Origin of the sequence: Mariprofundus ferrooxydans PV-1 (assembly GCF_000153765.1) — a bacterium.
GTDB lineage: Bacteria > Pseudomonadota > Zetaproteobacteria > Mariprofundales > Mariprofundaceae > Mariprofundus > Mariprofundus ferrooxydans.
The window spans coordinates 888,023-909,373 of sequence record NZ_DS022294.1 but is presented as its reverse complement, the minus strand read 5'-3'; the positions used below and the strand labels follow the sequence as shown (position 1 = coordinate 909,373).

Annotated in this window: 19 protein-coding genes; 1 reads left to right on the top strand and 18 read right to left on the bottom strand. The window is 56.9% G+C overall.

The window, feature by feature from the left end:
- Positions 1-98: 98 nt before the first annotated feature.
- The 3 genes from SPV1_RS04260 to galU are packed head-to-tail and all read right to left on the bottom strand — an operon-like array spanning position 99 to position 2,081.
- A complete protein-coding gene (locus SPV1_RS04260; protein WP_009849886.1) occupies positions 99-572 on the bottom strand; it encodes a low molecular weight protein-tyrosine-phosphatase in 474 nt (157 codons plus the stop codon).
- The gene (tsaB, locus tag SPV1_RS04255) at positions 562-1,221 is read right to left on the bottom strand and encodes a tRNA (adenosine(37)-N6)-threonylcarbamoyltransferase complex dimerization subunit type 1 TsaB (RefSeq protein ID WP_009849885.1); all 660 of its coding nucleotides are present in this window, start codon (positions 1,219-1,221) and stop codon (positions 562-564) included. Before tsaB ends, SPV1_RS04260 begins: the two co-directional genes overlap by 11 nt.
- Positions 1,218-2,081, bottom strand: coding sequence for a UTP--glucose-1-phosphate uridylyltransferase GalU (galU, locus tag SPV1_RS04250; protein ID WP_009849884.1), 864 nt, complete (start codon positions 2,079-2,081; stop codon positions 1,218-1,220). The genes tsaB and galU overlap by 4 nt, the downstream gene beginning before the upstream one ends.
- A gap of 186 nt (positions 2,082-2,267) precedes the next feature.
- On the opposite strand from galU, the gene SPV1_RS04245 reads away from it, so the two are divergent.
- The gene (locus SPV1_RS04245) at positions 2,268-2,615 is read left to right on the top strand and encodes a response regulator (protein WP_009849883.1); all 348 of its coding nucleotides are present in this window, start codon (positions 2,268-2,270) and stop codon (positions 2,613-2,615) included.
- Between the two features lie 41 nt (positions 2,616-2,656).
- Here the strand turns inward: SPV1_RS04245 and ilvN are convergent, their stop codons facing one another.
- The 15 genes from ilvN to SPV1_RS04170 all read right to left on the bottom strand — a co-directional run bounded on the left by ilvN (position 2,657) and on the right by SPV1_RS04170 (position 21,232).
- The gene (gene ilvN, locus SPV1_RS04240; RefSeq protein ID WP_009849882.1) at positions 2,657-3,154 is read right to left on the bottom strand and encodes an acetolactate synthase small subunit; all 498 of its coding nucleotides are present in this window, start codon (positions 3,152-3,154) and stop codon (positions 2,657-2,659) included.
- Entirely contained in the window at positions 3,151-4,854 is a 1,704-nt protein-coding gene (ilvB, locus tag SPV1_RS04235; protein ID WP_009849881.1) for a biosynthetic-type acetolactate synthase large subunit, read from the bottom strand. Before ilvB ends, ilvN begins: the two co-directional genes overlap by 4 nt.
- Before the next feature lie 110 nt (positions 4,855-4,964).
- A complete protein-coding gene (gene rimI / locus SPV1_RS04230; RefSeq protein ID WP_196795100.1) occupies positions 4,965-5,423 on the bottom strand; it encodes a ribosomal protein S18-alanine N-acetyltransferase in 459 nt (152 codons plus the stop codon).
- Positions 5,424-5,444: 21 nt separating this feature from the next.
- Positions 5,445-7,715: a type I DNA topoisomerase gene (gene topA / locus SPV1_RS04225; RefSeq protein WP_009849879.1), complete on the bottom strand. Its 2,271-nt coding sequence runs from the start codon at positions 7,713-7,715 to the stop codon at positions 5,445-5,447.
- On the bottom strand, positions 7,712-8,821 hold the full coding sequence (gene dprA / locus SPV1_RS04220; protein WP_009849878.1) for a DNA-processing protein DprA: 1,110 nt from the start codon (positions 8,819-8,821) through the stop codon (positions 7,712-7,714). The genes topA and dprA overlap by 4 nt, the downstream gene beginning before the upstream one ends.
- A gap of 28 nt (positions 8,822-8,849) precedes the next feature.
- The gene (locus SPV1_RS04215; protein WP_152909306.1) at positions 8,850-9,893 is read right to left on the bottom strand and encodes a LysM peptidoglycan-binding domain-containing protein; all 1,044 of its coding nucleotides are present in this window, start codon (positions 9,891-9,893) and stop codon (positions 8,850-8,852) included.
- Positions 9,894-9,960: 67 nt separating this feature from the next.
- Positions 9,961-10,569, bottom strand: coding sequence for a glycerol-3-phosphate 1-O-acyltransferase PlsY (plsY, locus tag SPV1_RS04210; RefSeq protein WP_009849876.1), 609 nt, complete (start codon positions 10,567-10,569; stop codon positions 9,961-9,963).
- Complete coding sequence (locus SPV1_RS04205; protein WP_009849875.1) at positions 10,566-11,519, bottom strand: complex I NDUFA9 subunit family protein; 954 nt, start codon at positions 11,517-11,519, stop codon at positions 10,566-10,568. Before SPV1_RS04205 ends, plsY begins: the two co-directional genes overlap by 4 nt.
- Positions 11,520-11,639: 120 nt before the next feature.
- Complete coding sequence (locus SPV1_RS04200; protein WP_009849874.1) at positions 11,640-11,822, bottom strand: hypothetical protein; 183 nt, start codon at positions 11,820-11,822, stop codon at positions 11,640-11,642.
- Positions 11,823-11,973: 151 nt separating this feature from the next.
- On the bottom strand, positions 11,974-12,795 hold the full coding sequence (locus tag SPV1_RS04195) for a CHAD domain-containing protein (protein WP_009849873.1): 822 nt from the start codon (positions 12,793-12,795) through the stop codon (positions 11,974-11,976).
- Positions 12,796-12,828: 33 nt separating this feature from the next.
- Positions 12,829-13,287, bottom strand: coding sequence for a universal stress protein (locus SPV1_RS04190; protein ID WP_009849872.1), 459 nt, complete (start codon positions 13,285-13,287; stop codon positions 12,829-12,831).
- Between the two features lie 83 nt (positions 13,288-13,370).
- Positions 13,371-14,510, bottom strand: a complete 1,140-nt coding sequence (locus SPV1_RS04185; protein ID WP_009849871.1) for a c-type cytochrome — start codon at positions 14,508-14,510, stop codon at positions 13,371-13,373.
- Between the two features lie 72 nt (positions 14,511-14,582).
- A complete protein-coding gene (gene sthA / locus SPV1_RS04180) occupies positions 14,583-15,977 on the bottom strand; it encodes a Si-specific NAD(P)(+) transhydrogenase (RefSeq protein ID WP_009849870.1) in 1,395 nt (464 codons plus the stop codon).
- Positions 15,977-19,573: a pyruvate:ferredoxin (flavodoxin) oxidoreductase gene (gene nifJ, locus SPV1_RS04175; protein ID WP_009849869.1), complete on the bottom strand. Its 3,597-nt coding sequence runs from the start codon at positions 19,571-19,573 to the stop codon at positions 15,977-15,979. The genes sthA and nifJ overlap by 1 nt, the downstream gene beginning before the upstream one ends.
- Positions 19,574-19,585: 12 nt before the next feature.
- A complete protein-coding gene (locus SPV1_RS04170) occupies positions 19,586-21,232 on the bottom strand; it encodes an NAD(P)-binding protein (protein WP_009849868.1) in 1,647 nt (548 codons plus the stop codon).
- Positions 21,233-21,351: the final 119 nt, after the last annotated feature.

Sequence of the window (21,351 nt, the reverse complement as noted above, 5' to 3'; positions counted from 1 at the left end):
GTGTCGGACTCAGGGCAAATGGTGAGATGGCTGTTTGCCGACGATAGAGCCTTCAAGGCCGGGCGCGCCATCGCCGTTGACGTTGATTGATACCTTTGTCAGGTGTTTGACTCCAGATAATCGAGCAGTTTTTCGGCGTTGGCTGTCAGCATCCGATAGGCATGTTCAAAGCCGTCAGGGCCGCCGTAGTAGGGGTCCGGCACATCCGGCTCCGGGTTGTCCTCCTCAAACTGGCGCATCAGCAGCAGCCGATCCTCTGTCACCCCCATGCGCAGCAGGTCGCGCCGATTTTCGCGATCCATCGCCACAAACCAGTCCCATCCGCCGATGCCGGCTCCGGTGATCTGCTGCGCGCGATGAGAGCTCAGATCCAGACCGTGCTCCAGCGCGGTAGCCGATGAGCGCGGATCGGCCGAGCCACCAACATGCCAGTCACCGGTACCGGCGGAGGCAAAGTGGTAGTGCTGTAGACCTCGTTCGTGTGCGACTGCGCGCACGACCACTTCAGCCAGTGGTGAGCGACAGATATTTCCCAGACAGACAAACAGGACACGGATCTGATTAGCGGGCATGAGCACTCCTTTCCGCTTGTGATAACTGCATATAGGCGGGTGCGGGGTAGACCGGCAATGCACACTGTTTATCCTGTGCAGGGAGCACTGCCTGGACCTGCTGCCCGAGTGCTGTAGCACGATCAAGCAGCAGCGGCTGCCGCTGCCAGCCAGGCATCGCAACAGGCGGTTCAGCATGACAGACAAACCTGCCCGGCGGTAGCTGTGAAACGATATCCTGCCACTGCATGCAGCGTTCCGGCATTACGGCTGCATCATCCTGATAACAACCGACAAAGGCTTCGCCGGCACGTGCATCTTCCACGACCCATAGCTGGTCGGTTACTGCCGCCTGACGCGCAGTGACAGCCAGCGATGAGAGGTGCAGTACGGGCAGATGCAGGCCTGCATTGATGCCGGCAAGTGTCGCCGCACCAATACGCAGGCCGGTAAATGAACCGGGGCCCTGGCTGAAGGCCAGCAGTTGCAGCTGCTTCCACTCAAGGCCCGCCTGTTCCAGCAGCCCGGTGAGCAGCGGCATAATGCCGGTGGAGCGTATACGCTGGCCGCCATCGAGTGCGGCCGGGTAGTCATGCCCGTTTACGTGCAGGCAGGCACAGGTGATATCCGTTGCTGTATCCAGAGCCAGTATATTCATCGACTGTTTCATAAATACTCTTTCAGAGCCTGTCGGAAGGCATCACCGTAAACGGCATGCTGCAGGCCGAGCACGGCATTGGCTTTCAGGAACCCCTCCGGGGTGCCGGCATCGAAGCGCTGGCCGTCCAGCAGTACGCCGTAAATCGGCTCCTGTTTGGCCAGTGTGGCAATCGCATCGGTTAACTGGATCTCGCCACCCTTGCCCGGCTGCACATCTTTGAGCAGCGCCATCAAAGCAGGGGTAAAGATATAACGGCCGACGATGGCCAGATGCGATGGTGCGTCCTCCGGTGCCGGCTTCTCCACCATATCGGTCAGGCGCAACAGCCCGCTCTCTTCGGCGATATAATCGACGATGCCGTAACGGGAGACCTGGTCTTCCGGTACCTGCATCAGCCCGAGTACCGAACAGCCTGTTGCCTCATATACTTCGCGCAGTTGTTGCATGGCCGGTATGTTGCCGACAATAAGCTCATCTGCCAGCGACACGCCGAACGGCTCATCATTAAGCCAGTGCTCGGCACAGAGCACGGCATGACCCAGCCCCAGAGCCTGCTTTTGCCGCACATAAACCACCTCGGCCATGCGCGATACGCGAGAGACGGCCTTGTACAACTTGCTTTTGCCAGCGCTTTTTAGATTGGCCTCCAGCTCAGCCGAGATATCGAAATGGTCTTCAATGGCGCGTTTGCCGCGACCGGTAACCATAATGATGTGATCCATGCCCGCAGCAAGGGCCTCCTCGACCCCATATTGAATCAATGGTTTGTCGACGATGGTCAGCATCTCTTTCGGGCTGGCCTTGGTGGCCGGCAGAAAGCGCGTCCCCATACCCGCAGCGGGAAAAATGATCTTGCGCAATGGTCTCATGATGAAATCCTCTCTTGGCAAAACAAATCAATGGATGGCCCTAGCTTAGCATAGAAGCAGGTTGCCATCGAAGCCCGCATATCAGCTACGCCCTGCTTTCGATGGCAATACGGAAAAGCTCTCAACTTGACTATAACTGCTTTTACATCTATAAAAATCAGCAATGGTGGGCGGGAAGGGGCTTGGATGAGTATTTATGTTGTCGATGATAATAGTCACCTTTGCGAGTTTCTGGCCTGCCTGTTGAGCAGTCAGGGATACATGGTTCACGCTTTCGCCCATCCTGAACATGTGCTGGAACATATGCACAGTAAAGAAGCGCCCCCGCAGCTGCTGATCAGCGACTTCAACCTGCCGAAGATGAATGGTGTTGAGCTGCATCGGGCGATGCTGAAATATGTGCCGCAGATCAAAACGATTATTATCTCGGGGCGCAATGTTCTGCATGAAGTCGGCAGCCTGCCATTCCTGCAAAAACCGTTCCCGCCGCAGCAGCTGTTGCATATGGTGCAACTCTATTATCCGCAAGCCTGACTGACTCCGGCCATGATTTTAGCGCGGCTATGGTGCAGATATCAGTCCAGGTTGAAACCTTTTGCATCACGCCGCATGCCGACCGGACCTGTGCGAGTCATGGCCGTGACATCAAAGTCTGACAGGCGCGACAGAAACTCATCGAGTTGCTGCGCCTTGCCTGTCAGCTCCAGGATCATATGACTGTCGATATGATCGTCGACGACCTTGGCGCCAAAGCTGTCAGCCAGCTCCAGCAGCGCATTATAGCTCTCTGGTGATGCCGCAACCTTGACCAGTAACATTTCCCGCTCCAGGTGGACCGTATGGGAGATATCATCAACCTTGATCACCGGAATCAGTTTATTCAGCTGTTTTTTGATCTGCTCAATCGCCCGCTCATCACCACGCGTCACAATCGTCATGCGACTGACGGTTTTATCCTGAATCGGGGCTACATTCAGGCTCTCGATATTATAGCCGCGCGCGGAGAATAGCCCGGCTACCCGCGTCAGTACGCCGAATTCATTTTCTACCAGAACGGTAATTGTATGCCTCATGACAGCACCATCTCATTCAGCGCCGCACCGGCAGGCACCATCGGATATACATTCTCTTCTTTTGATACAGCCACATCCACCAGCACAAAGCGTTCGTTCTTGATGGCAAAAGCCTGCTCCAGAACGCTGTCAAGCTGCTCAATGTGATCCACTTTCAGGCCGGTGCCGCGATACGCTTCCGCCAGCTTGACGAAATCGGGCAACGAATCGAAATAGGACTGGGAGTAGCGGGACTCGTAAAACATCTCCTGCCACTGGCGTACCATGCCCATATAGGCGTTGTTCAGAATAATAATGATAATCGGAAGCCGGTACTGATACATCGTGGCCAGCTCCTGTATGCACATCTGGATGGAGGCGTCGCCGGTAAAGACAACCACCCGCTCATCGGGAACGGCAATCTGTGCGCCCATGCCGGCCGGCAGTCCATAACCCATGGTGCCCAGTCCACCGGACGTCACCCAACGGTGAGGCTTGCGGAAGCCGTAGTGCTGGGCCGCCCACATCTGATGCTGGCCGACATCGGTCGCAACAACGGCATTGCCATGGGTGATTTCATGCACAGCCTGAATGACACGCTGGGGTTTGATCGGGGCATCGGGCAATTGCTCAAAATGCAACGAATCGACAGCACGCCACTCGGCAATCTGCTCCCACCACAAAGCCAGTGCGTCGGCATTCGGCGCACCGTTCTTGCGGGCGATCTCTTCGAGTATCTGCTTGAGCACGACGCCGACATCACCGACGATAGGCAGGTGGGCATGGATATTCTTCGAGATCGATGAGGGGTCGATATCGATATGGATAATCTTCGCATCCGGCGCGAAGGCTTCGAGCTTACCGGTGACGCGGTCATCAAAGCGGGAGCCGACAGCAACCAGCAGGTCGCAGTGTGAGACGGCCATATTTGCTTCATAGGTGCCGTGCATACCGAGCATGCCGAGGAAGTGAGGGTCGTCATAAGGAATGCCGCCCAATCCCATCAGGGTATTGGTTACCGGTGCATTCAGCGAGTGTGACAGCTCTCGCAGCAGGGCTGCGCTACCGACGGAATTCATAATGCCGCCGCCTGAGTAGATGACCGGTCGCTGACAGGCAAGCATGGCCTTGACTGCCTTTTTGATCTGGCCGGGGTGGCCCTGTGTCACCGGTTGATAGGAGCGCATGTTGACTGCTTCCGGCCATACGAATTCACATATATTGATGCTGACATCCTTGGGAATATCGATCAATACCGGTCCCGGTCGCCCTGTTGTGGCGATATGAAATGCCTGCCGGATAATCAGCGCCAGATCTTCAGCGCGCTTGACCAGAAAGTTGTGCTTGGTGGCCGAGCGGGTAATACCGACGACATCCGCCTCCTGAAAGGCATCATTGCCGATCAGCGCAGAAGTAACCTGCCCGGAAAAGCATACCAGCGGAGTTGAATCCGCCAGCGCATCGGCAAGGCCGGTGACGGCATTGGTCGCGCCGGGGCCGGAGGTGACCAGCGCTACGCCACATTTGCCGGATACACGCGCATATCCGCTGGCGGCATGCAGTGCAGCCTGCTCATGGCGTACCAGGTAATGTTTGAAGTGACTCTGCTGGAAGATGGCATCGTAAATTTGCAGTACGGCACCGCCAGGATAACCGAAGATGGTATCCACGCCTTCACGTTTCAGACATTCAACTACTATTTCAGCGCCGGACAATTTCATCGTCGTGCATACCTGTACCCGTAAAATATTGTGCCAACGCTGCACCGGGCAACCGGCATGGTCAAGAATACGGGGGCGAAAAACACCTATAAAATAAAGGGTTCAGCAGGTTATTCTGCCGCCGGACATATTTCCATCAGCACGGCATCCTCGCTGATCCCGGCGGCATTGGCCGCGTAGTATTGCTTGCGGTAACCGGTTTTGGTGAATCCAAGGCTTGTATAGAGGTTGTAAGCCGCTTTGTTGGAGCAGCGCAGTTCCAGAGAAATGGAGTTGATGCCTCTGGCATGGTCAATCAGGTATCGGCTCATCTCTCCTGCCACTCCCTGACGCCGGCTGGCAGGGGCCACGGCCACCTGCATGATCTGGATCTCATCGAGTACAGTCAGGCTGAGAATATAGCCGGCAAGCATGCCGTTCTGTTCACACAGCAACAGGTCGTAACCGCTCTCCAGTGAAGAGTAGAGCGATTGTAGTGACCAAGGCTCATCAAAACAAAGTCGGCTCAGGTTGTAAACCGCACTCAGGTCTTCAGTCGTACCTTTACGCAGGTGGGTTGAATGACTCAAGCCTGTGTGGGGCATCCGTTCTCAGGTTGCCTCAGGTTCGCCAACCTGTTCTTTCCAGCCGCAACCTTCGCGGGCGCAGACAAGTTCGGTGCCGTTGCGCTTGGTTGTTTTTTCCGTCACGAACGGGGCGCCGCATGCAGGGCAGGGACGATCCACAGGCTTGTTCCACAAGGCATTCTTGCACTTGGGGTAGGTGGAACAGGAGTAGAACAGCTTGCCACGCCTGGATTTTTTTTCCAGAAAGGTGCCCTTGCCGCACTCCGGACAGCGAATGCCGGTATCCACAGGCTTTTCCAGCGGCTGAATATTCTTGCAGGTCGGGTAGGCGGAGCAGCCGAGAAACTTGCCGAATCGGCCATGTTTGACGACCATTGCTGCGCCGCACTGATCGCACACCTGATCGGAGATCTCAGGCTCCTCAGGCTCCTTGCTGCCGCCGATCGGGCTGGCATGTTTGCACTTCGGATAGCCTGTACAAGCCATGAATTTGCCGTAGCGACCGAGTTTAATAGCCATCGGCTTTCCGCATTCAGGACAGATCTCATCGGTCTCCTCTGCCGGTCGCTCGGCTTCCAGCGCCTGATCTACAGCGATCTTGAACGGAGACCAGAACTCGCGCAGCAGCGGCTTCCAGCCCTCTTCACCACGGGCCACGGCATCCAGCCTGTCTTCGATGGCGGCCGTGAATTTCGGTGCGATAATATCGCTGAACGACGCCACCAGGAATTTGGTTACCCATTCGCCGACATCGGTTGGCACAAAACGCTTCTTTTCCATCTCCACATACTTGCGTACGCGCAGCACGTTCAGGATGTTGGCATAGGTGGATGGACGCCCGATGCCATCGGCCTCCAGCGCCTTGACCAGTGTGGCCTCGGAAAAACGTGGTTTGGGTTCGGTGAAGTGCTGCTTGGCATCCGCCTGCTTGATGGTGATCGCATCACCTTCGGTCAGTGGCGGCAACAGTCGCTCGCTATCCTGTGCTGTCGGTTCATCGGTACCTTTGATGTATAGCTTGCGGAAACCGGCAAAGGCGAGGGTGGAGCCGGTCGCACGCAGTGTCAGGCCGTCGGATACCAGATCGGCGCTGACCTGATCGAGTACGGCTGCCGCCATTTGCGATGCCAGCGTTCGTTTCCAGATCAGCTGGTAAAGCTTCCACTCATCCGGATCCAGAACCGAGCGCAGACCGTCGGGCGTACGGGCAATGGCCGTCGGGCGGATCGCCTCATGGGCCTCCTGCGCATTCTTGCTCTTGGTCTTGAACCGACGCGGAGCGGCCGGCAAATAGGCATCGCCGTAGACCTGCTCAATGTGGCTGCGCATCTCGGCCAGCGCATCTTCGGAGAGCGTCAGCGAGTCGGTACGCATGTAGGTAATCAGACCGACGGGCTCCCCATCCACCTCAATACCTTCGTACAGCTTCTGTGCCACCTGCATGGTTTTGCGAGCGGTAAAGCCCAGTTTGCGGGAGGCATCCATCTGCAGTGTTGTGGTGATGAAGGGAGGGGCTGGCTGCTGATGTGCCTGCTTCTTGTTGACGGCGTCGACATGAAAGGTGGCTTTCTCAACCTTGCGCGCCATGGTTTTGGCCGACACGCCATCGGTGATAGCAAATTTGCCGAGCTTCTCGCCATCTACGGCAAACAGCTGGGCAGCGAAATCGACTCCATCATTCGTCGCCGCAACCTGACAGGTTGTATCGATGGTCCAGAACTCTTTCGGTTTGAACTCGCGAATATGCTGTTCGCGCTCGCAAATCAGCCTGAGTGCTACCGATTGCACGCGCCCGGCAGAGAGGCCGCTGCGAACCTTGCGCCAGAGTAGCGGCGAGAGTGTAAACCCCACCAGATAATCCAGGGCACTGCGTGCCTGCTGGGCATCTACCAGCTGCATGTCCATCTCGCCGGGGTGTGCTACGGCATCCTGAATGGCCTTTTTGGTAATTTCATTGAAGGTGATGCGTTGAATCTGCTTGTCTTTGAGGGAGCCGCGTTCACGCAGTACTTCCGCAACATGCCAGGCAATGGCCTCACCCTCACGATCCAGATCGCTCGCCAGAATGAGTGTGTCGGCACTTTTCAGGGCCTTGTCGATGGCATCCAGTCGCTTCTTCTTGTCCGGGATAACTTCATATTTGATGGCAAAATCCTGTTCGGGATCCACTGAACCATCTTTTTTGGGGAAGGCGCGCACATGTCCGTAGGAGGCAAGGACTTTATAGCCTTTGCCCAGATATTTTTCGATGGTTTTTGCTTTGGCGGGGGACTCCACCACTACGACTGCACTCATGTATCACTCAACTCCGTCGCTAGTAAATAGCGGCTGCCCGGCAGGCGTTCTATCACGCCCTGCAGCTCAAGGCGCAGCAAGATGGGCGAAAGCTCAGGTAGGGTCAAGCCGCAAGTTTCTGCCAGCAAATCCAGATGCACGGCTTCACCACGCATGGCCATGAGGATTCCGGCCTCTTCGGCATCGGCCGGATGATACTGTTTTCCGGCATGTAATTGTGTCGTTTTATCGGCATGCAGACCCAGTTGTACAAGCAGCTCTTCGGCCCGCTCCAGTAGTATGGCGCCGTCCCGGATCAGCCGGTGGCAGCCTGCATGGTTGTCGGCCAGTACCGAGCCCGGGACAGCAAACACATCGCGTCCGTACTCGCCTGCCAGACGCGCGGTAATCAGGGATCCGGAGCGGATGTCCGCCTCCATGACCACTGTCGCCTGCGCCAGGCCGGCAATCACTCTGTTGCGGCGTGGAAAATGTTCCGGCCTGGCCGACTGGGCAGGTAAAAATTCCGATATCACACAACCTCGCTCTGCAATGGCTTCAACCTGTCGCTGTTGTTCTTCGGTCAGAGCCAGCAACCCGCAGCCGAGCACGGCGATGGTGATACCCTGCTCCTCCAGCGCGCCGGCATGGGCAGCGGCATCGATGCCAAAGGCCATGCCGCTGACAATGGCGATATCGTGAGCTGTGAAGTAGCGACTCCAGCGGCGGGTCAACACGCGCCCTTCCCGACTGGCCCGTCGCGCGCCGACCATGGCCAGCATTGGCAGATGCGACAGGCATACCGGATCGCCACGGTAAAACAGGATAAGAGGGGCATCCTCCACATTTGCCAGAGCAACCGGCCATCGCGCATCGTCCGGGCAGAGGATGCCGATTTGCTGGGCGGCGCACTGCTTCACGATCTGTTCGGCCTGACTGAGATGAGTGCTGCTCAATGACGCTACCAGCTGTTGCCCCATGCCATCGACAGCTCTCAGTTCATCCCCCGTGGCTGACCACAGTGCTTCGATGCCGCCGATGGCAGCAAGCAGCCTGCGCCCCAGCATCGGCCCTATACCATGGACCATGGAAAGGCGCAGCCACTGCAGTGCGGATTCAGAGGTCATCTGTCAGTGCATTGCAGACCACGAGTCTCTAGCGGGCAGGTTCACCAAATACGGTATCGCCGATATTGATCGGGGCGGTGGATGCAGTAATTAAGCCGATTGATACGCGGGGCTGCGCCACCAGAACCAGCAGGTCACCGACCTTCTCCTGGGGCAACTGAACAGGAGAGCCGCTAACCTTGTCAGCGATGATGCGTCCTGCCCGCATAATCGAGAGTTGGGTGCCGGTCTTTAATCCCTGCTCCTGTCCGATGCTGATACCTACGACCTGATTTTGAGCTGCCTCATGAGCGCCGTTGCGGATATAGATGATATCGCCGCTGAGTTTCTGTGTAGGCGGCATTGGTCGTAAGTGCGGGTCGATGGTACGCGCCGGTTTCAGGCGATCACCACGTGACATCTCGGCAAATGCTCTGGTGACGACCGCACGTTCAATGCCGTTTTTGGCCTCGGACTCTACGCGAACCTGCCCCATATGTTCGACCAGCAAGCCAATTTTTTCCCCGGTTTGAGGGTCATTAATCGCATCGGTCGTGCGGAACACATCGAACAGGGTGCCGGGCGTAGCCGGCTGATTCAACTTCAGATAGACACGATCATGTGCGCCAAAGTTCAGACGCTCGTCGGGCGAGGCCAGTATGTGGCCGACCCCCTGCTCCTGCTCAGGCAGGATAAAATCCTGCCGCTCCAAAGCCGTTAACAGCATGGCGGAGTCGGTATTGGCCGCAAGGCGCTCTACCGGGCGGATAATCACCTGCGGCATCGGCCTGACCGTCGTCAGCCCGCTCTGGTGGTTGGGATCAAACCATATTTTGTTGCCCGGATAGATCAGGTCAGGATTGGTAATGTACAGATTTTTTTCCCAGATACGCAGCCATTGCATCGGATCCTTGAAAAAATAATTGGCAATATCCCATAAGGTATCGCCTTTTTTGACAATGTAGGGCTGCGGCAGGTCGGGCTTGATGTTTGCGATGCCCGCAGGGGCGGCAGTGGCAGCAGCCTGCACACTGACGATCGGAATCATCAGCATGGTAATCAGACCCGCCAGCAATATATGCCTGAATTTCATGAACACCTCCTGCATCTCTGGAGCAGAGTTGTTCCGGCTCCGCCTGTGTTGTTGTTTGTCGCATCTTTCATGGCTGCGCCTGACGGTCCTGTTCGGTTGTCGGCTCCGAGCCGTCCAACAGTCGCTTGATATTCGATGCGTGTTTCAGCGTTACCAGTGTAGCGATCATCATGCCTGCTATCAGTGCCGGCATGGAGCCGTCTGTTAATACAATCAGCAAGGGCAGAGAGAGTGCTGTCAGAATGGATGCCAGCGAGACATAGTGGCTCAACTTCATCAGGACAAACCACAGCAGTATTCCGATGCCAGCAACCAGAGGCTGCCATGGCAATATGACACCAAGCATTGTCGCTACGCCCTTGCCGCCACGGAAGCGCAAGTAGACCGGGTAGAGATGACCGATAAACGTCGCTGAAGCGATCACTGCAATCCATGCTTCCGACAGATCCGCCGCAATGGCTAGTGCGACCGGGATGATCCCTTTGAGAATATCGGCCAGTAGCGTCAGTGCACCTACCAGTTTGCCGCCGGTACGCATCGCGTTGGTTGCACCGATATTGCCACTGCCATGCTCCCGCGGATCACGTTTGCTCAGCGCCTTGGTCAACAGCAGACCAAAGGGTATCGCGCCGAGTAAATATGCGGCAAATACCGCAGCGAACAGCGGGGAGCTCAAACGCCGCCCTTGCGGTAGTGCTGTCTGGATAGATCCCACTGCTGCTGCAGCACTTCGGCCTGGTTGCCGAAAATAAAGGTTGGCAGCACATCCTCCAGCCTTGCAGGCGGGCCGAACAGCGCCGGAAAAGGTGCGCCGGAGACGACATTGTCGTGCCCCAACAGCATGAGCTGGTCTTTGGTTAGCGGCGGGGTAGGCAGCAGACTGCTGATTGTGGCCATCAGTCTGGCCGCGAAATTTGGCAGCTTCAGCAGCAAGCGCTTGCGACCGAGTGCATCCAGTGTCATTTCCAGCAGTTGTTTAAAGCTGTATGTAGCCGGGCCGCCGAGCTCATAGCATTGGTTCGCAGTGTGGCGATTGCCAATAGTGCCCACAAATGCACGCGCCACGTCTTCAACCCATACCGGTTGAAAGCGAGTTTCGCCACAGATTACCGGCATCACCGGCAAGGCGCTGCTGATGGTTTTGAACTTGCTGAAGAAAGAGTCGCCGGCACCATAGATAATGGATGGACGGAATATCGTCCAGTTCAGGCCGGAAGCGCGCACGTGCTTCTCCGCCTCGCCCTTGCTGGTCGCATAGCTGCTCCCCGGCACTGCGCCGGCGCCGAGTGCGCTCATGTGTAGATATTGGCCAACACCTGCGCGCTGGCAGGCAGCCAGGACATGCTCCACACCATCGACATGCGCAGCCTGAAAGTTGTAGCGCCCCCGTTCAAATAACAGCCCTACCAGATAAATAACAGTATCACAGCCCTTGATCGCTTCATCGATACCACGTCCGTCAACGACATCCACCCGTTTCAGCCGCACTCCGTCAACCAGCATGGCACGCGCCCTTTCCGGGTGACGGCAGCCCACGGTCACGGTATGCCCGGCGGTGACCGCCTGTTTTGCAATGGCCCGCCCGACAAATCCGCTACCACCGATCACGCAAACACGCTGTCCCATCGTATTTATCCCCTCCGCATCTGATTTGGTGTAAGTATGTCCCGCATCACGACAAGGTCAATGTACGATGGAAAAATAACCTGTTTCGCTGCCGTGAGAACTGCGCGACTGACGCCGGGTTTAGCTGAGCGAAAGCGCATAGATCCACGTGAGTAGCACGGCGGCAGAGGCAAAACAGACGAGTGATAGCCCTGACATTCCCCAGGCCGCACCCCGTTTGCCCACCTTGAACGCCTGCCAGGCAAACCAGGCGGTAAATATCCCTATCGGTATGGAAAACAACAGAAACAGCATCACCAGCATTGCGCCATACTAGGTGCTATACCGGCGCAAGCACAGCATAAACAGAAGAAACAGGCCATGATGGCAACCTGTCCCTCTCGCTTGAAGATTGAGGCGGACCGGGAGTATCCCCACACGCTGACATTGCCAGGCCTGTATGCTGTTATGCACCTCACACCCAATCGGGGGGCGGGATATCACAGTTCTCTAGCCACTCCCTGAAATCACGGATCAGTTGCTCGCGTGTCCTTATATGGCGGGTTTCAACGATCTGATACAGGCTTTTCATTTCCCGCTCAATATGCGCGCGCAGGGAAGGAGCCGGTGCCAGGGCATCGCGCATGGTGGCCAGGTCATGCAACATGCCCGTGCAGTCCTGAAACGAGACCATTTCCTGCATCAGCCGCTCTGCCTGTTTATCCGAGGCAGCAAACGGCTCGAGCATATAACGCAGTTGTTTGGCCAGAATACGACTGTGATGGATGCCCCGGATATCCTCCGGGCCGCGAATGGCCAACAGTGCGTCAGCAAACTCATTAAACAGGGATTGCACGACAGATGCGCCGCGGCAGGAAAAGGGCTCATTCAGTCTGTCTTCATGTATCTGTGCGGCGGTTTCGATGGAGGCCTCCAGGCGGCGACACAGGCGTTTCCATCGAGGCGGCAGTGAAGGCGGTTTAAGAGCGACCCGTTGACTGTAGCCATGTTTCTTCAACCACTTATTGTGTATCGTTGCATCGCGCAATGCATTGGTTGCCTTGATATGATGCTTTAATCGTGTGAGCAGTTTTTTGTCGGTTACAGGCAGCAGACCGGGTATCGACAGCCATGTGTGCAGGCGGCGTACGGCAACTCTGAAAGCATGAATACTCCCGCGATCAGCGATGTCCATATGCCGGTGCGCACGTCGTGCGCTGGCCAGTAACAGCTTCAGGTAGTCTGTAACAAACTGGCGGTACGGTTGCTGCAGGTTCGGCAGTAAATCCGGATTCATATCATGCCATGATACGATGTTGTGCTGCTCGTCTCAACTCTCTTTCGTCGCATGCTGCATGGAGACCAGCACCGAGCAGCTGGCATGACGCACCACACGCTCGGCGGTGGAGCCTATCAGCAGGTGTTCGAAAGTGCCCTGCACGCCCTGTCGCCCGATGACAATCAGGTCGGCAGGCAGTGATGCGGCAAATTCACAGATGACCCCGGCCGGCTCGCCCATCGATTCCATCAAGTGCGTCGTTAGGTTAAAATCCACGCTCTCTGCCTGTGCCAGCAAGCGTTTCTTTGCGCCGGCCCTTATGGCATCGGTAATGTCATTCAGCGGTGAAATGGCAATCATGTCCGTTTCGAAAAACACGGCAGGCTCCATCACGTGCAGCAGATGCACCTCAGCGGAGTACAACGCTGCCAACTCACCTGCCCTGTTCAGCGCTTCTTTGGATGCTTCGGAAAAATCGGTTGGTACAAGTACCTTGCCATTTTTGAGCATGATTGCCTCCCGTTGACTAATCTGGCCCCGATTATAGCTGATCAGATGCGCTTGTGCTGCTCCTCAATAGAACCTTGTTGCGATCAATCTGCCCGCGCCAGTCGGGCTGGCTGCGCTTTCAGGCTGGCCAGATAGGCGACGATATCCTGCGCATCCTGCCCGCAGGCATGCTGAGCGGGCATTTTTGTACGGGCTGAATGTTTACCGGTCAGCTGTTTGATTGCACTGCCTGAGTTGCAGACCCAGTCGGCGAGATTGGATTGGTCCCAGGTAAAGGTAGCCGCTGCCAGTGCCTGGCCATATTTGTAGCTTTCCGTTTTACCGGCTTGCTTGCCGACAATACCGAACAGGCCGGGGCCGAACTTGGCTTTCTTCCCCGCATCAAACGTATGGCATAATTGGCACTTTTTGGCCAGAGCGTGACCGCGAACTGCATTCGCTGCACCAGTCTGAGCCTGAGCGGGTTTTGCCATTGCCAGCTTTGTCACGGCAACAGGTTTAGCATCTTTGTGCATGGCCGTTGTCGCAGGCTTGATGCTGTTTTTCGCGATAATGTGAGGCCTGTGTGAAGGTGCGATGACCCGCGGATGGCTGTCGGCTCTGGCTGTTTCAGTCGGTCGCTGATTCGGCTGGCTAGCCGAAACCGGGGCGGAACTGGTCTGGGTTTGAGTCTGCTGCTGTTTCAGGCCGATCGACAGGGCCGCCAGCTTTTCCGCAGCCATTACCTTCCCGGAGAGCATCTCGGCTTCAATCTTTTCCTGCATGGCCTTGCGGGCAATCTCCTGATGGATATCTGCCTGGATACGTGCCGTCTGCACGGCTTTGATCTTTTCTGCTACAAGCGCTTCTGCCTTCGACTGCTCCAGCGCCGCCTGCAGCAATGCTGTACGTGCCGCCGCAGCTCTTGCCTGAGTCAGCGCCGCCCAGCGGGCTTTGCTTTCAGCATCTTTTTTCAGTAGTTCTGTCTCTTTTGCCGCTTTGGCAATCGCTGCTCTGACGGCCGCTTGTCTTGCCTGTGCATACTCAACAGCCTGTTGCTTGCTGCTGTCGGCAGCCTCAACAGCCTCTCTTGCCTCGGCAGCCAGAGCCATCACCTGCTGTATTGCGGCTACTTTTTGAGCTGCAAGCGCATTGGGAGACATGCTGCGTTGATCATCGGCATTGCCGCAGGCACTGAGGGCCCCGGCAACTACGATACTGTAAATCCATGGATATATTTTCATGTAACGCTCCTGCAATCATACAATCTACAGGGCGCACGCTAGCGCCGGAGTGCATCCTGCCTGTGACGAGGCTTACAACAGCGGTTCAGGAGTGGGGCTTAAATGACTCAGGCAATCCAGTGCAGCCAGCTTATAGCACTCGGCCAGTGTCGGATAATTGAATGCATTGGCAACCAGGTCGTGTACGGTACCATTAAAGTTCATCAGTAACTGACCGGTATGGATCAGTTCGCTGGCGTGTTCTCCGACAATATGGGCTCCGATGAGTCGATGTGAGTGCGCATCGACGATCAGCTTCACCAGACCATTGGCATCGCCGATAATCTGGCCGCGGGCGCTCTCCTTGTAATAACCACGGCCGACCACATAATCAATTTGATCTCTTTTGGCCTCTTTTTCCGTTTTGCCAACCCATGAAATCTCCGGAATGGCATAAATGGCCATCGGCAGGTTGGCCGGCATCGCCTGACCGCTGCCGCCAAAGGCGTGCAGCACCGCGGCACGTCCCTGCTCCATACCGGTGGATGCCAGTGCCGGGCGGCCGATCAGGTCTCCCACCGCATAGATATGCGGCACGCTCGACTGGAACTGTTTATTCACGGTAATCCAGCCCTGGTCCAGTGTAATGCCAGCTTTGGGTGTGTTCAGGCTCTGCGCATTCGGTACCCGCCCCAGCGCATAGAGTACGACCTCGGAGTAGAGTTTTTGCCCCGACTCCAGCAGCGTCAGCGTACGGCCCTCTTCCCTGCGTACAGCCACCACGCGCTGCTGCATGTGCAGCTCTACGCCCATATTATCAAATGATTCAGCCAGTACCGCCACGACATCTTCGCTGAGATAGGCGAGCAGCTGCGCATGCGAATCCACCACACTGACGGCCACGCCAAGCGCTGCAAAAATCGATACGAACTCACAGGCAATGACACCGCCGCCCACCACCAGCAGGCTCTTCGGCAGTCGCTTCAGCTTCAGAATCGACGTGGAATCAAGTACGGTCTGCTTGTCGAAAGGGATATCGGACGGTCGGTGCGGCCTGGAGCCGGTGGCCAGCAGAATCACATCGGCCGAGAGCTGCCGGGAAGCACCATTAGCATCTACCACTTCCAGCGTATGCTCATCGATAAATGATGCCTCTCCCGGAATCAGCGCCACGCCGGATTTGAGCAGGCGTTTGACAATCACAGACTCCTGCTGGGCGATTACCATATCCTTGCGCCGCACCGCTTCGGCCAGTACCCCGTGGCGGGCGGCTGTGGATGCCTCACGCATCCCCTGCACTCCGGAGCGGGAGGCGAGATAGGCCGCCTCGCGCAGCGCCTTGCTCGGAATCGTGCCTGTTTGCAGGCCGGCGCCGCCAATGCTCGGCTTGCGCTCGATAATGGCAGCGCGTTTGCCCATGCGCGCTGCCTGCCAGGCTGCGTGTTGTCCGGCAGGGCCGGATCCGACAATGAGGATATCGTAATCCATTATTTCATCGGCTGGAATTCAGACGGGTCCTGCCCGGCCATATATTCATAGGTCGACCAACGCAGGTCGGCGGACTCCTGAGCCAGCTTCATCAGGCGTTCGGCCTCTTCCGGATGCGTTTTCTGCAGCAGTTTGTAGCGCATCTCGGTATAGGCATAATCCTTCACCTTCATCGTCGGTTGCGGAGAATCGAGCACGAACGGCCGCTTGCCGGCCTGGCGCAGCATCGGGTTATAACGGATCAACGGCCAGTAACCGGATGCTACGGCCATATCCTGTTGATGTAGTCCCTGTGTCATGTCGATACCGTGAGCGATACAGTGGCTGTATGCAAGGATAATGGACGGTCCCGGATAATCTTCGGCTTCGCGCATGGCCAGCAATGTCTGCTGGGGGTTACCCCCCATGGCCACGCGGGCCACGTAAACATTGCCGTAGGATATCGCCTGCAGCGCCAGATCCTTCTTGCCCACCGGTTTGCCGGCGGAGGCGAATTTCGCGGTGGCGCCGATCGGCGTGGATTTCGAGGCCTGACCGCCGGTATTGGAGTAGACCTCGGTATCGAGCACCAGCACATTGATATTGCGACCGGAAGCCAGCGCATGATCCAGCCCCGATGACCCGATATCGTAAGCCCAGCCGTCACCACCGATCAACCAGACACTACGCCGGACCAGATGATCGACGACGGTCAACAGGTTTTTGGCGCGCGGATCATCCATGCCTGCCAGTACCAGCTTCAGCTTCTCCACCCGCTGGCGCTGCTGGGTGACCTCATAACCGATGCTTTGATCGGCATTGATCAGCTCATCGACAAAATAGGGGTCCAGAGAGTCACGCATTTTCAGCAGCTCCTGTTTGGCCATATGCGTGTGGTGATCGGCAGCGATGCGCATGCCCAGGCCGAATTCGGCATTATCCTCAAACAGCGAGTTCGACCAGGCGGGACCGCGCCCGTCCTTGTTCACCGTCCACGGCGTCGCAGGCAGATTGCCGCCATAAATGGAAGAGCAGCCGGTAGCGTTGGCCACCAGCAGGCGCGGCCCGAACAGCTGGGTCAGCAGCCGTACATACGGTGTTTCGCCGCAGCCGGCACAGGCGCCGGAAAACTCGAACAACGGTTCCAGAAACTGAGTGCCGCGCACCGATGAGTAATCAATGGTAGCGCGGTCGTTGACCGGGATGGTTTCAAAAAACTCAATATCCTTGAGTCCCTGTTCCATCAGGGCCGGCTTGGCGGTCATGTTGATTGCCTTGCGCGTCTGTGTGGCATCATCCGGATCGAAGGCCGGGCATGCATTCACGCACATTTCACAGCCGGTACAATCCTCCAGATAGATCTCCAGCGTATAACGCGTTTCCGGGAAGCCACGGGCCGATATCGGTGCAGACGGGAATCCCTCCGGCGCATTGTCCAGATGATCTTCATGATAGAACTTGGCGCGAATCACACTGTGCGGGCAGACAAACGAGCAGTTGCCGCACTGAATACACACATCCGGCTCCCACTTCGGCACGAAGTCGGCGATGTTACGCTTCTCCCACTGAGCCGTGCCGGAGGGATAGGTGCCGTCGACAGGTAATATTGATACCGGCAGGTCATCACCGTGGCCGGCCAGCATCGGTGCGGTAACCTCCTGCACAAACTGCGGCGCACGCAGCGGCACCATCAGGTCCATCTCACGATGGCTGGTTACCGAATCCGGGCGCTCCACTTTGTAGAGGTGGCTGAGTGCGGCATCGACCGCCTTGAAGTTCTGCTCCACCACATCCATGCCCTTGCGCGCATAGGTTTTTTCAATCGCTTTTTTGATCTGTGATATTGCTTCATCGCGCGGCAACACGCCGGAGAGGGCAAAGAAGCAGGTTTGCATGATGGTATTGATACGACGACCCATGCCGGCATCGCGTGCCACGGTAGAGGCATCAATGACGTAAAAATCGATATCTCTTTCGATCATCAGCTTCTGAACGTTGTTTGGCAGTTCGTCCCACACCTGATCGGCAGGCGCCGGGCTGTTGAGCAGGAATACCGCGCCGTGAGCTGCCTTCTCCAGCATCCTTACCTGTGTGATGAACGAGGCCTTGTGGCAGGCGATGAAATTAGCCGAGTCGACCAGATAGGGGGCGCGAATCGGATCAGGCCCGAAGCGCAGATGGGAAACGGTCTGCGACCCGGCCTTCTTGGAGTCATAGACAAAGTAACCCTGACAATGCAGGTCGGTATTCTCGCCGATAATCTTGATGCTGTTCTTGTTGGCCGATACGGTGCCGTCGGAGCCAAGTCCGAAAAACAGCGCCCGCGTCACATTGGCCGGTTCAATGTTGAAGCTGGCATCATAGATAAGGCTGGTATGGGTCACATCATCATGAATGCCGATAGTGAAGTTGTTTTTCGGAAGATCTCTGGCCAGCTCGTCAAATATTCCTTTCACCATGGCCGGCGTAAACTCTTTCGAGGAGAGGCCGTAGCGGCCGCCGATCACGCGCGGTAATTGAGCCAGATCACCCAATACCACCGATTCTGCCAGGGCAGTCATGACATCCTGATACAGGGGCTCGCCACCGGCACCCGGCTCCTTGGTGCGATCGAGTACGGCAATCTTTTCTACGGTCGCAGGCAGCGCTGCCAGTAGATGGGTGCGGGAAAAGGGGCGGAACAGACGTACGGTAATCACACCCAGCCTGGCGCCGCCCCATTGATCCGAGGCATTCAACACCTTGACGGTCTCTTCAATCGTCTGCGCACCGGAGCCCATGATGATGATGACGTGCTCGGCATCTGCTGCGCCGAAATAATCAAACAGGTGATAGTGGCGACCGGTCAGCTGCCCCAGCTGATCCATCGTCTCCTGCACGATGCCCGGCACAGCATCATAAAAGCGGTTGGCCGACTCGCGCCCCTGAAAATAGACATCCGGATTCTGGGCAGTGCCGCGAATAAAGGGATTATCCGGGTTCAGTGCGCGACGACGATGAGCATAGACCAGCTCATCATCGATCATTGCACTGATCTGCTCATCGGGAATCAGGCTGATTTTATTGATCTCGTGCGAGGTACGGAAGCCATCGAAAAAATTCACGAACGGTACGCGTGTACGCAGTGTTGCGGCATGGGCGATCAGGGCCGAATCGTGTGCCTCCTGCACGGAAGCCGAGGCGAGCATGGCAAAACCGGTCATGCGTGTCGCCATCACATCCTGATGGTCGCCGAAGATCGATAGCGCCTGCGTGGCCAGTGAGCGGGCTGCGACATGGAATACCGTCGAGGTCAACTCGCCGGCAATCTTGTACATGTTCGGGATCATCAGCAGCAAGCCCTGCGAGGCGGTGAAGGTGGTCGTCAAAGCGCCTGCCTGCAAGGCACCGTGGGCCGTGCCGGCAGCGCCGCCCTCGGACTGCATCTCGATGACATCCGGCACCTGTCCCCAGACATTCTGTTTGCCCTGGGCTGACCACTGATCACACAGCTCGGCCATATCGGAGGAGGGGGTGATCGGATAGATCGAGCATATTTCGCTGACCCGATAGGCGATATGGGCGACACCGGTGCCGCCGTCAAAGGTGACCTGTTTGGCTTTATTGGTATCCGTCATCGTCGCCACCCCCTACTCCTGGTCTGCCTGGACAGCATCTTCGCTGACCATCTCAATGGCATGGCACGGACACTGCTCGAAACAGGAGGCGCAGCCGGTGCATTTGTCGTAGTCGTACAGATAGCGCTTGCCCTTGCCCAGCTTGATAATCGCATCCTCCGGGCAGGAGCCGTAGCAGCCGTCACACTCGAAGCAGTTGCCACAGGAGAGGCAGCGCCGGGCTTCAAACAGTGCCTCTTTTTCACTGTACCCCTGCAGGATCTCTTCAAAACCGCCGAGACGTTGTTCGGGTGAAAGCTCACCCTGTGCCCGTTTTGGCGCTTCGGTGCTGTACCAGAGGTGCAACTTGTCGTGTTCGACAATCGGGTGTTTTGCTGCCGGCTGGTAACTGTCGCCGCGCAGCCATGCATTGATATAGCGGGCTGCTTTTTTGCCGTGACCGGTGGCGATGGTTACCGAACGCTCGCTGGGCACCATATCGCCCCCGGCAAAAATGCCTTCGGCGCCGGTCATCATATTCGGGCCGACAATGACCGTGCCGTCCCAGTCGAACTCTATGCCTTCCACCTGCTTCAGAAAGCCGGTATCGGTATCCTGACCGACGGCCATAATCAGCGCATCGGCCTCCAGTGTCTCGGTTTTACCGGTTGGTTGCGGACGACCGTTTTCATCCAGCTCCATCACCTCAACGGTCATCGTTGTATTGTCGATCTCCTTGATTGTACGCAGCCAGTTGATCTTCACGCCCTCTTCCAGCGCCTCTTCAGCTTCGAAATCGTGAGCCGGCATATTGTCCCGGTCACGGCGATAGATAATCACGGCTTCACAACCCAGACGGGTTGCCGTACGCGCCGCATCCATGGCTGTATTGCCGCCGCCGTAAATGGCCACCCGGCGTCCCAGATGCAGGTCTTCTCCATTCTCCACGCTTTTCAGAAAGCTCACCGCATCGAGCATCTTGCGCGCATCGCGGCTCGGTATATCGATATTCTTGCTCAGGTGTGCGCCGACCGCGATAAATACCGCATCAAAGCCGCCCTCGATCCGCTCCTTCTCCACATCGTCAACGCGGTGATTCAGGGTGATGACGGCACCCATATCGACCACGCGTTGTACCTCCTGATTCAGCTCCTTGCGGGGCATGCGGTAGGCAGGGATGCCGAAGTGAATCATACCGCCCGCCACGGGGCCTGCTTCCCGGATCTCTACGGTGTGGCCCAGCCGGATCAGGTGATAGGCGGCTGAAAGCCCGCTTGGGCCTGCCCCGACAATCAATACCCGCTTGCCGCCGGGCGGAGCATCAAATTGCGGCTGCCACCCCTTCTCCATGGCCAGGTCACCGAGAAAACGTTCAACAGCATGGATGCTGACCTCCTGATCTGTATAGGCGCGATTACAGGCTGTTTCACACGGGTGGTAGCAGACCCGTCCGTGAATCGCGGGGAATGGATTGTTTTCCAGTAACTTCTGCCAGGCAGCCTCATATTCGCCGGCCTGCGCCAGTGCCAGCCAGGCCTGTATGTCTTCACCTGCGGGGCATGCGTGATTGCAGGGGGGCAGAAAATCCATATATACCGGTTTGCGTGAGCGATGAGCGCCGGTGCCGGCATCATGTTTGGTCAGGTCCAGATTGCCTGTCATATATTTTTTCGAAGTCATAGCGCTACTCTCCCATCAGGGGTGTCCGTGCATCTTTCGGCAAGCAAGTATAGTGCAAAAGGATGTGAAAGAGTATATGCAAATCAGGGTTATTTCGGCCGACATGGCGATCTGACGTC

Excerpts from the sequence above, each read along its gene's own strand:
- tsaB (WP_009849885.1), bottom strand. The coding sequence starts at position 1,221 with ATGAAACAGTCGATGAATATACTGGCTCTGGATACAGCAACGGATATC.
- topA (WP_009849879.1), bottom strand. The coding sequence starts at position 7,715 with ATGAGTGCAGTCGTAGTGGTGGAGTCCCCCGCCAAAGCAAAAACCATC.
- SPV1_RS04260 (WP_009849886.1), bottom strand. The coding sequence starts at position 572 with ATGCCCGCTAATCAGATCCGTGTCCTGTTTGTCTGTCTGGGAAATATC.
- galU (WP_009849884.1), bottom strand. The coding sequence starts at position 2,081 with ATGAGACCATTGCGCAAGATCATTTTTCCCGCTGCGGGTATGGGGACG.
- SPV1_RS04205 (WP_009849875.1), bottom strand. The coding sequence starts at position 11,519 with ATGGGACAGCGTGTTTGCGTGATCGGTGGTAGCGGATTTGTCGGGCGG.
- nifJ (WP_009849869.1), bottom strand. The coding sequence starts at position 19,573 with ATGACGGATACCAATAAAGCCAAACAGGTCACCTTTGACGGCGGCACC.
- SPV1_RS04245 (WP_009849883.1), top strand. The coding sequence starts at position 2,268 with ATGAGTATTTATGTTGTCGATGATAATAGTCACCTTTGCGAGTTTCTG.
- SPV1_RS04190 (WP_009849872.1), bottom strand. The coding sequence starts at position 13,287 with ATGCTCAAAAATGGCAAGGTACTTGTACCAACCGATTTTTCCGAAGCA.
- SPV1_RS04200 (WP_009849874.1), bottom strand. The coding sequence starts at position 11,822 with ATGCTGGTGATGCTGTTTCTGTTGTTTTCCATACCGATAGGGATATTT.
- sthA (WP_009849870.1), bottom strand. The coding sequence starts at position 15,977 with ATGGATTACGATATCCTCATTGTCGGATCCGGCCCTGCCGGACAACAC.
- SPV1_RS04215 (WP_152909306.1), bottom strand. The coding sequence starts at position 9,893 with ATGAAATTCAGGCATATATTGCTGGCGGGTCTGATTACCATGCTGATG.
- ilvN (WP_009849882.1), bottom strand. The coding sequence starts at position 3,154 with ATGAGGCATACAATTACCGTTCTGGTAGAAAATGAATTCGGCGTACTG.
- SPV1_RS04195 (WP_009849873.1), bottom strand. The coding sequence starts at position 12,795 with ATGAATCCGGATTTACTGCCGAACCTGCAGCAACCGTACCGCCAGTTT.
- ilvB (WP_009849881.1), bottom strand. The coding sequence starts at position 4,854 with ATGAAATTGTCCGGCGCTGAAATAGTAGTTGAATGTCTGAAACGTGAA.
- SPV1_RS04185 (WP_009849871.1), bottom strand. The coding sequence starts at position 14,510 with ATGAAAATATATCCATGGATTTACAGTATCGTAGTTGCCGGGGCCCTC.
- SPV1_RS04170 (WP_009849868.1), bottom strand. The coding sequence starts at position 21,232 with ATGACTTCGAAAAAATATATGACAGGCAATCTGGACCTGACCAAACAT.
- dprA (WP_009849878.1), bottom strand. The coding sequence starts at position 8,821 with ATGACCTCTGAATCCGCACTGCAGTGGCTGCGCCTTTCCATGGTCCAT.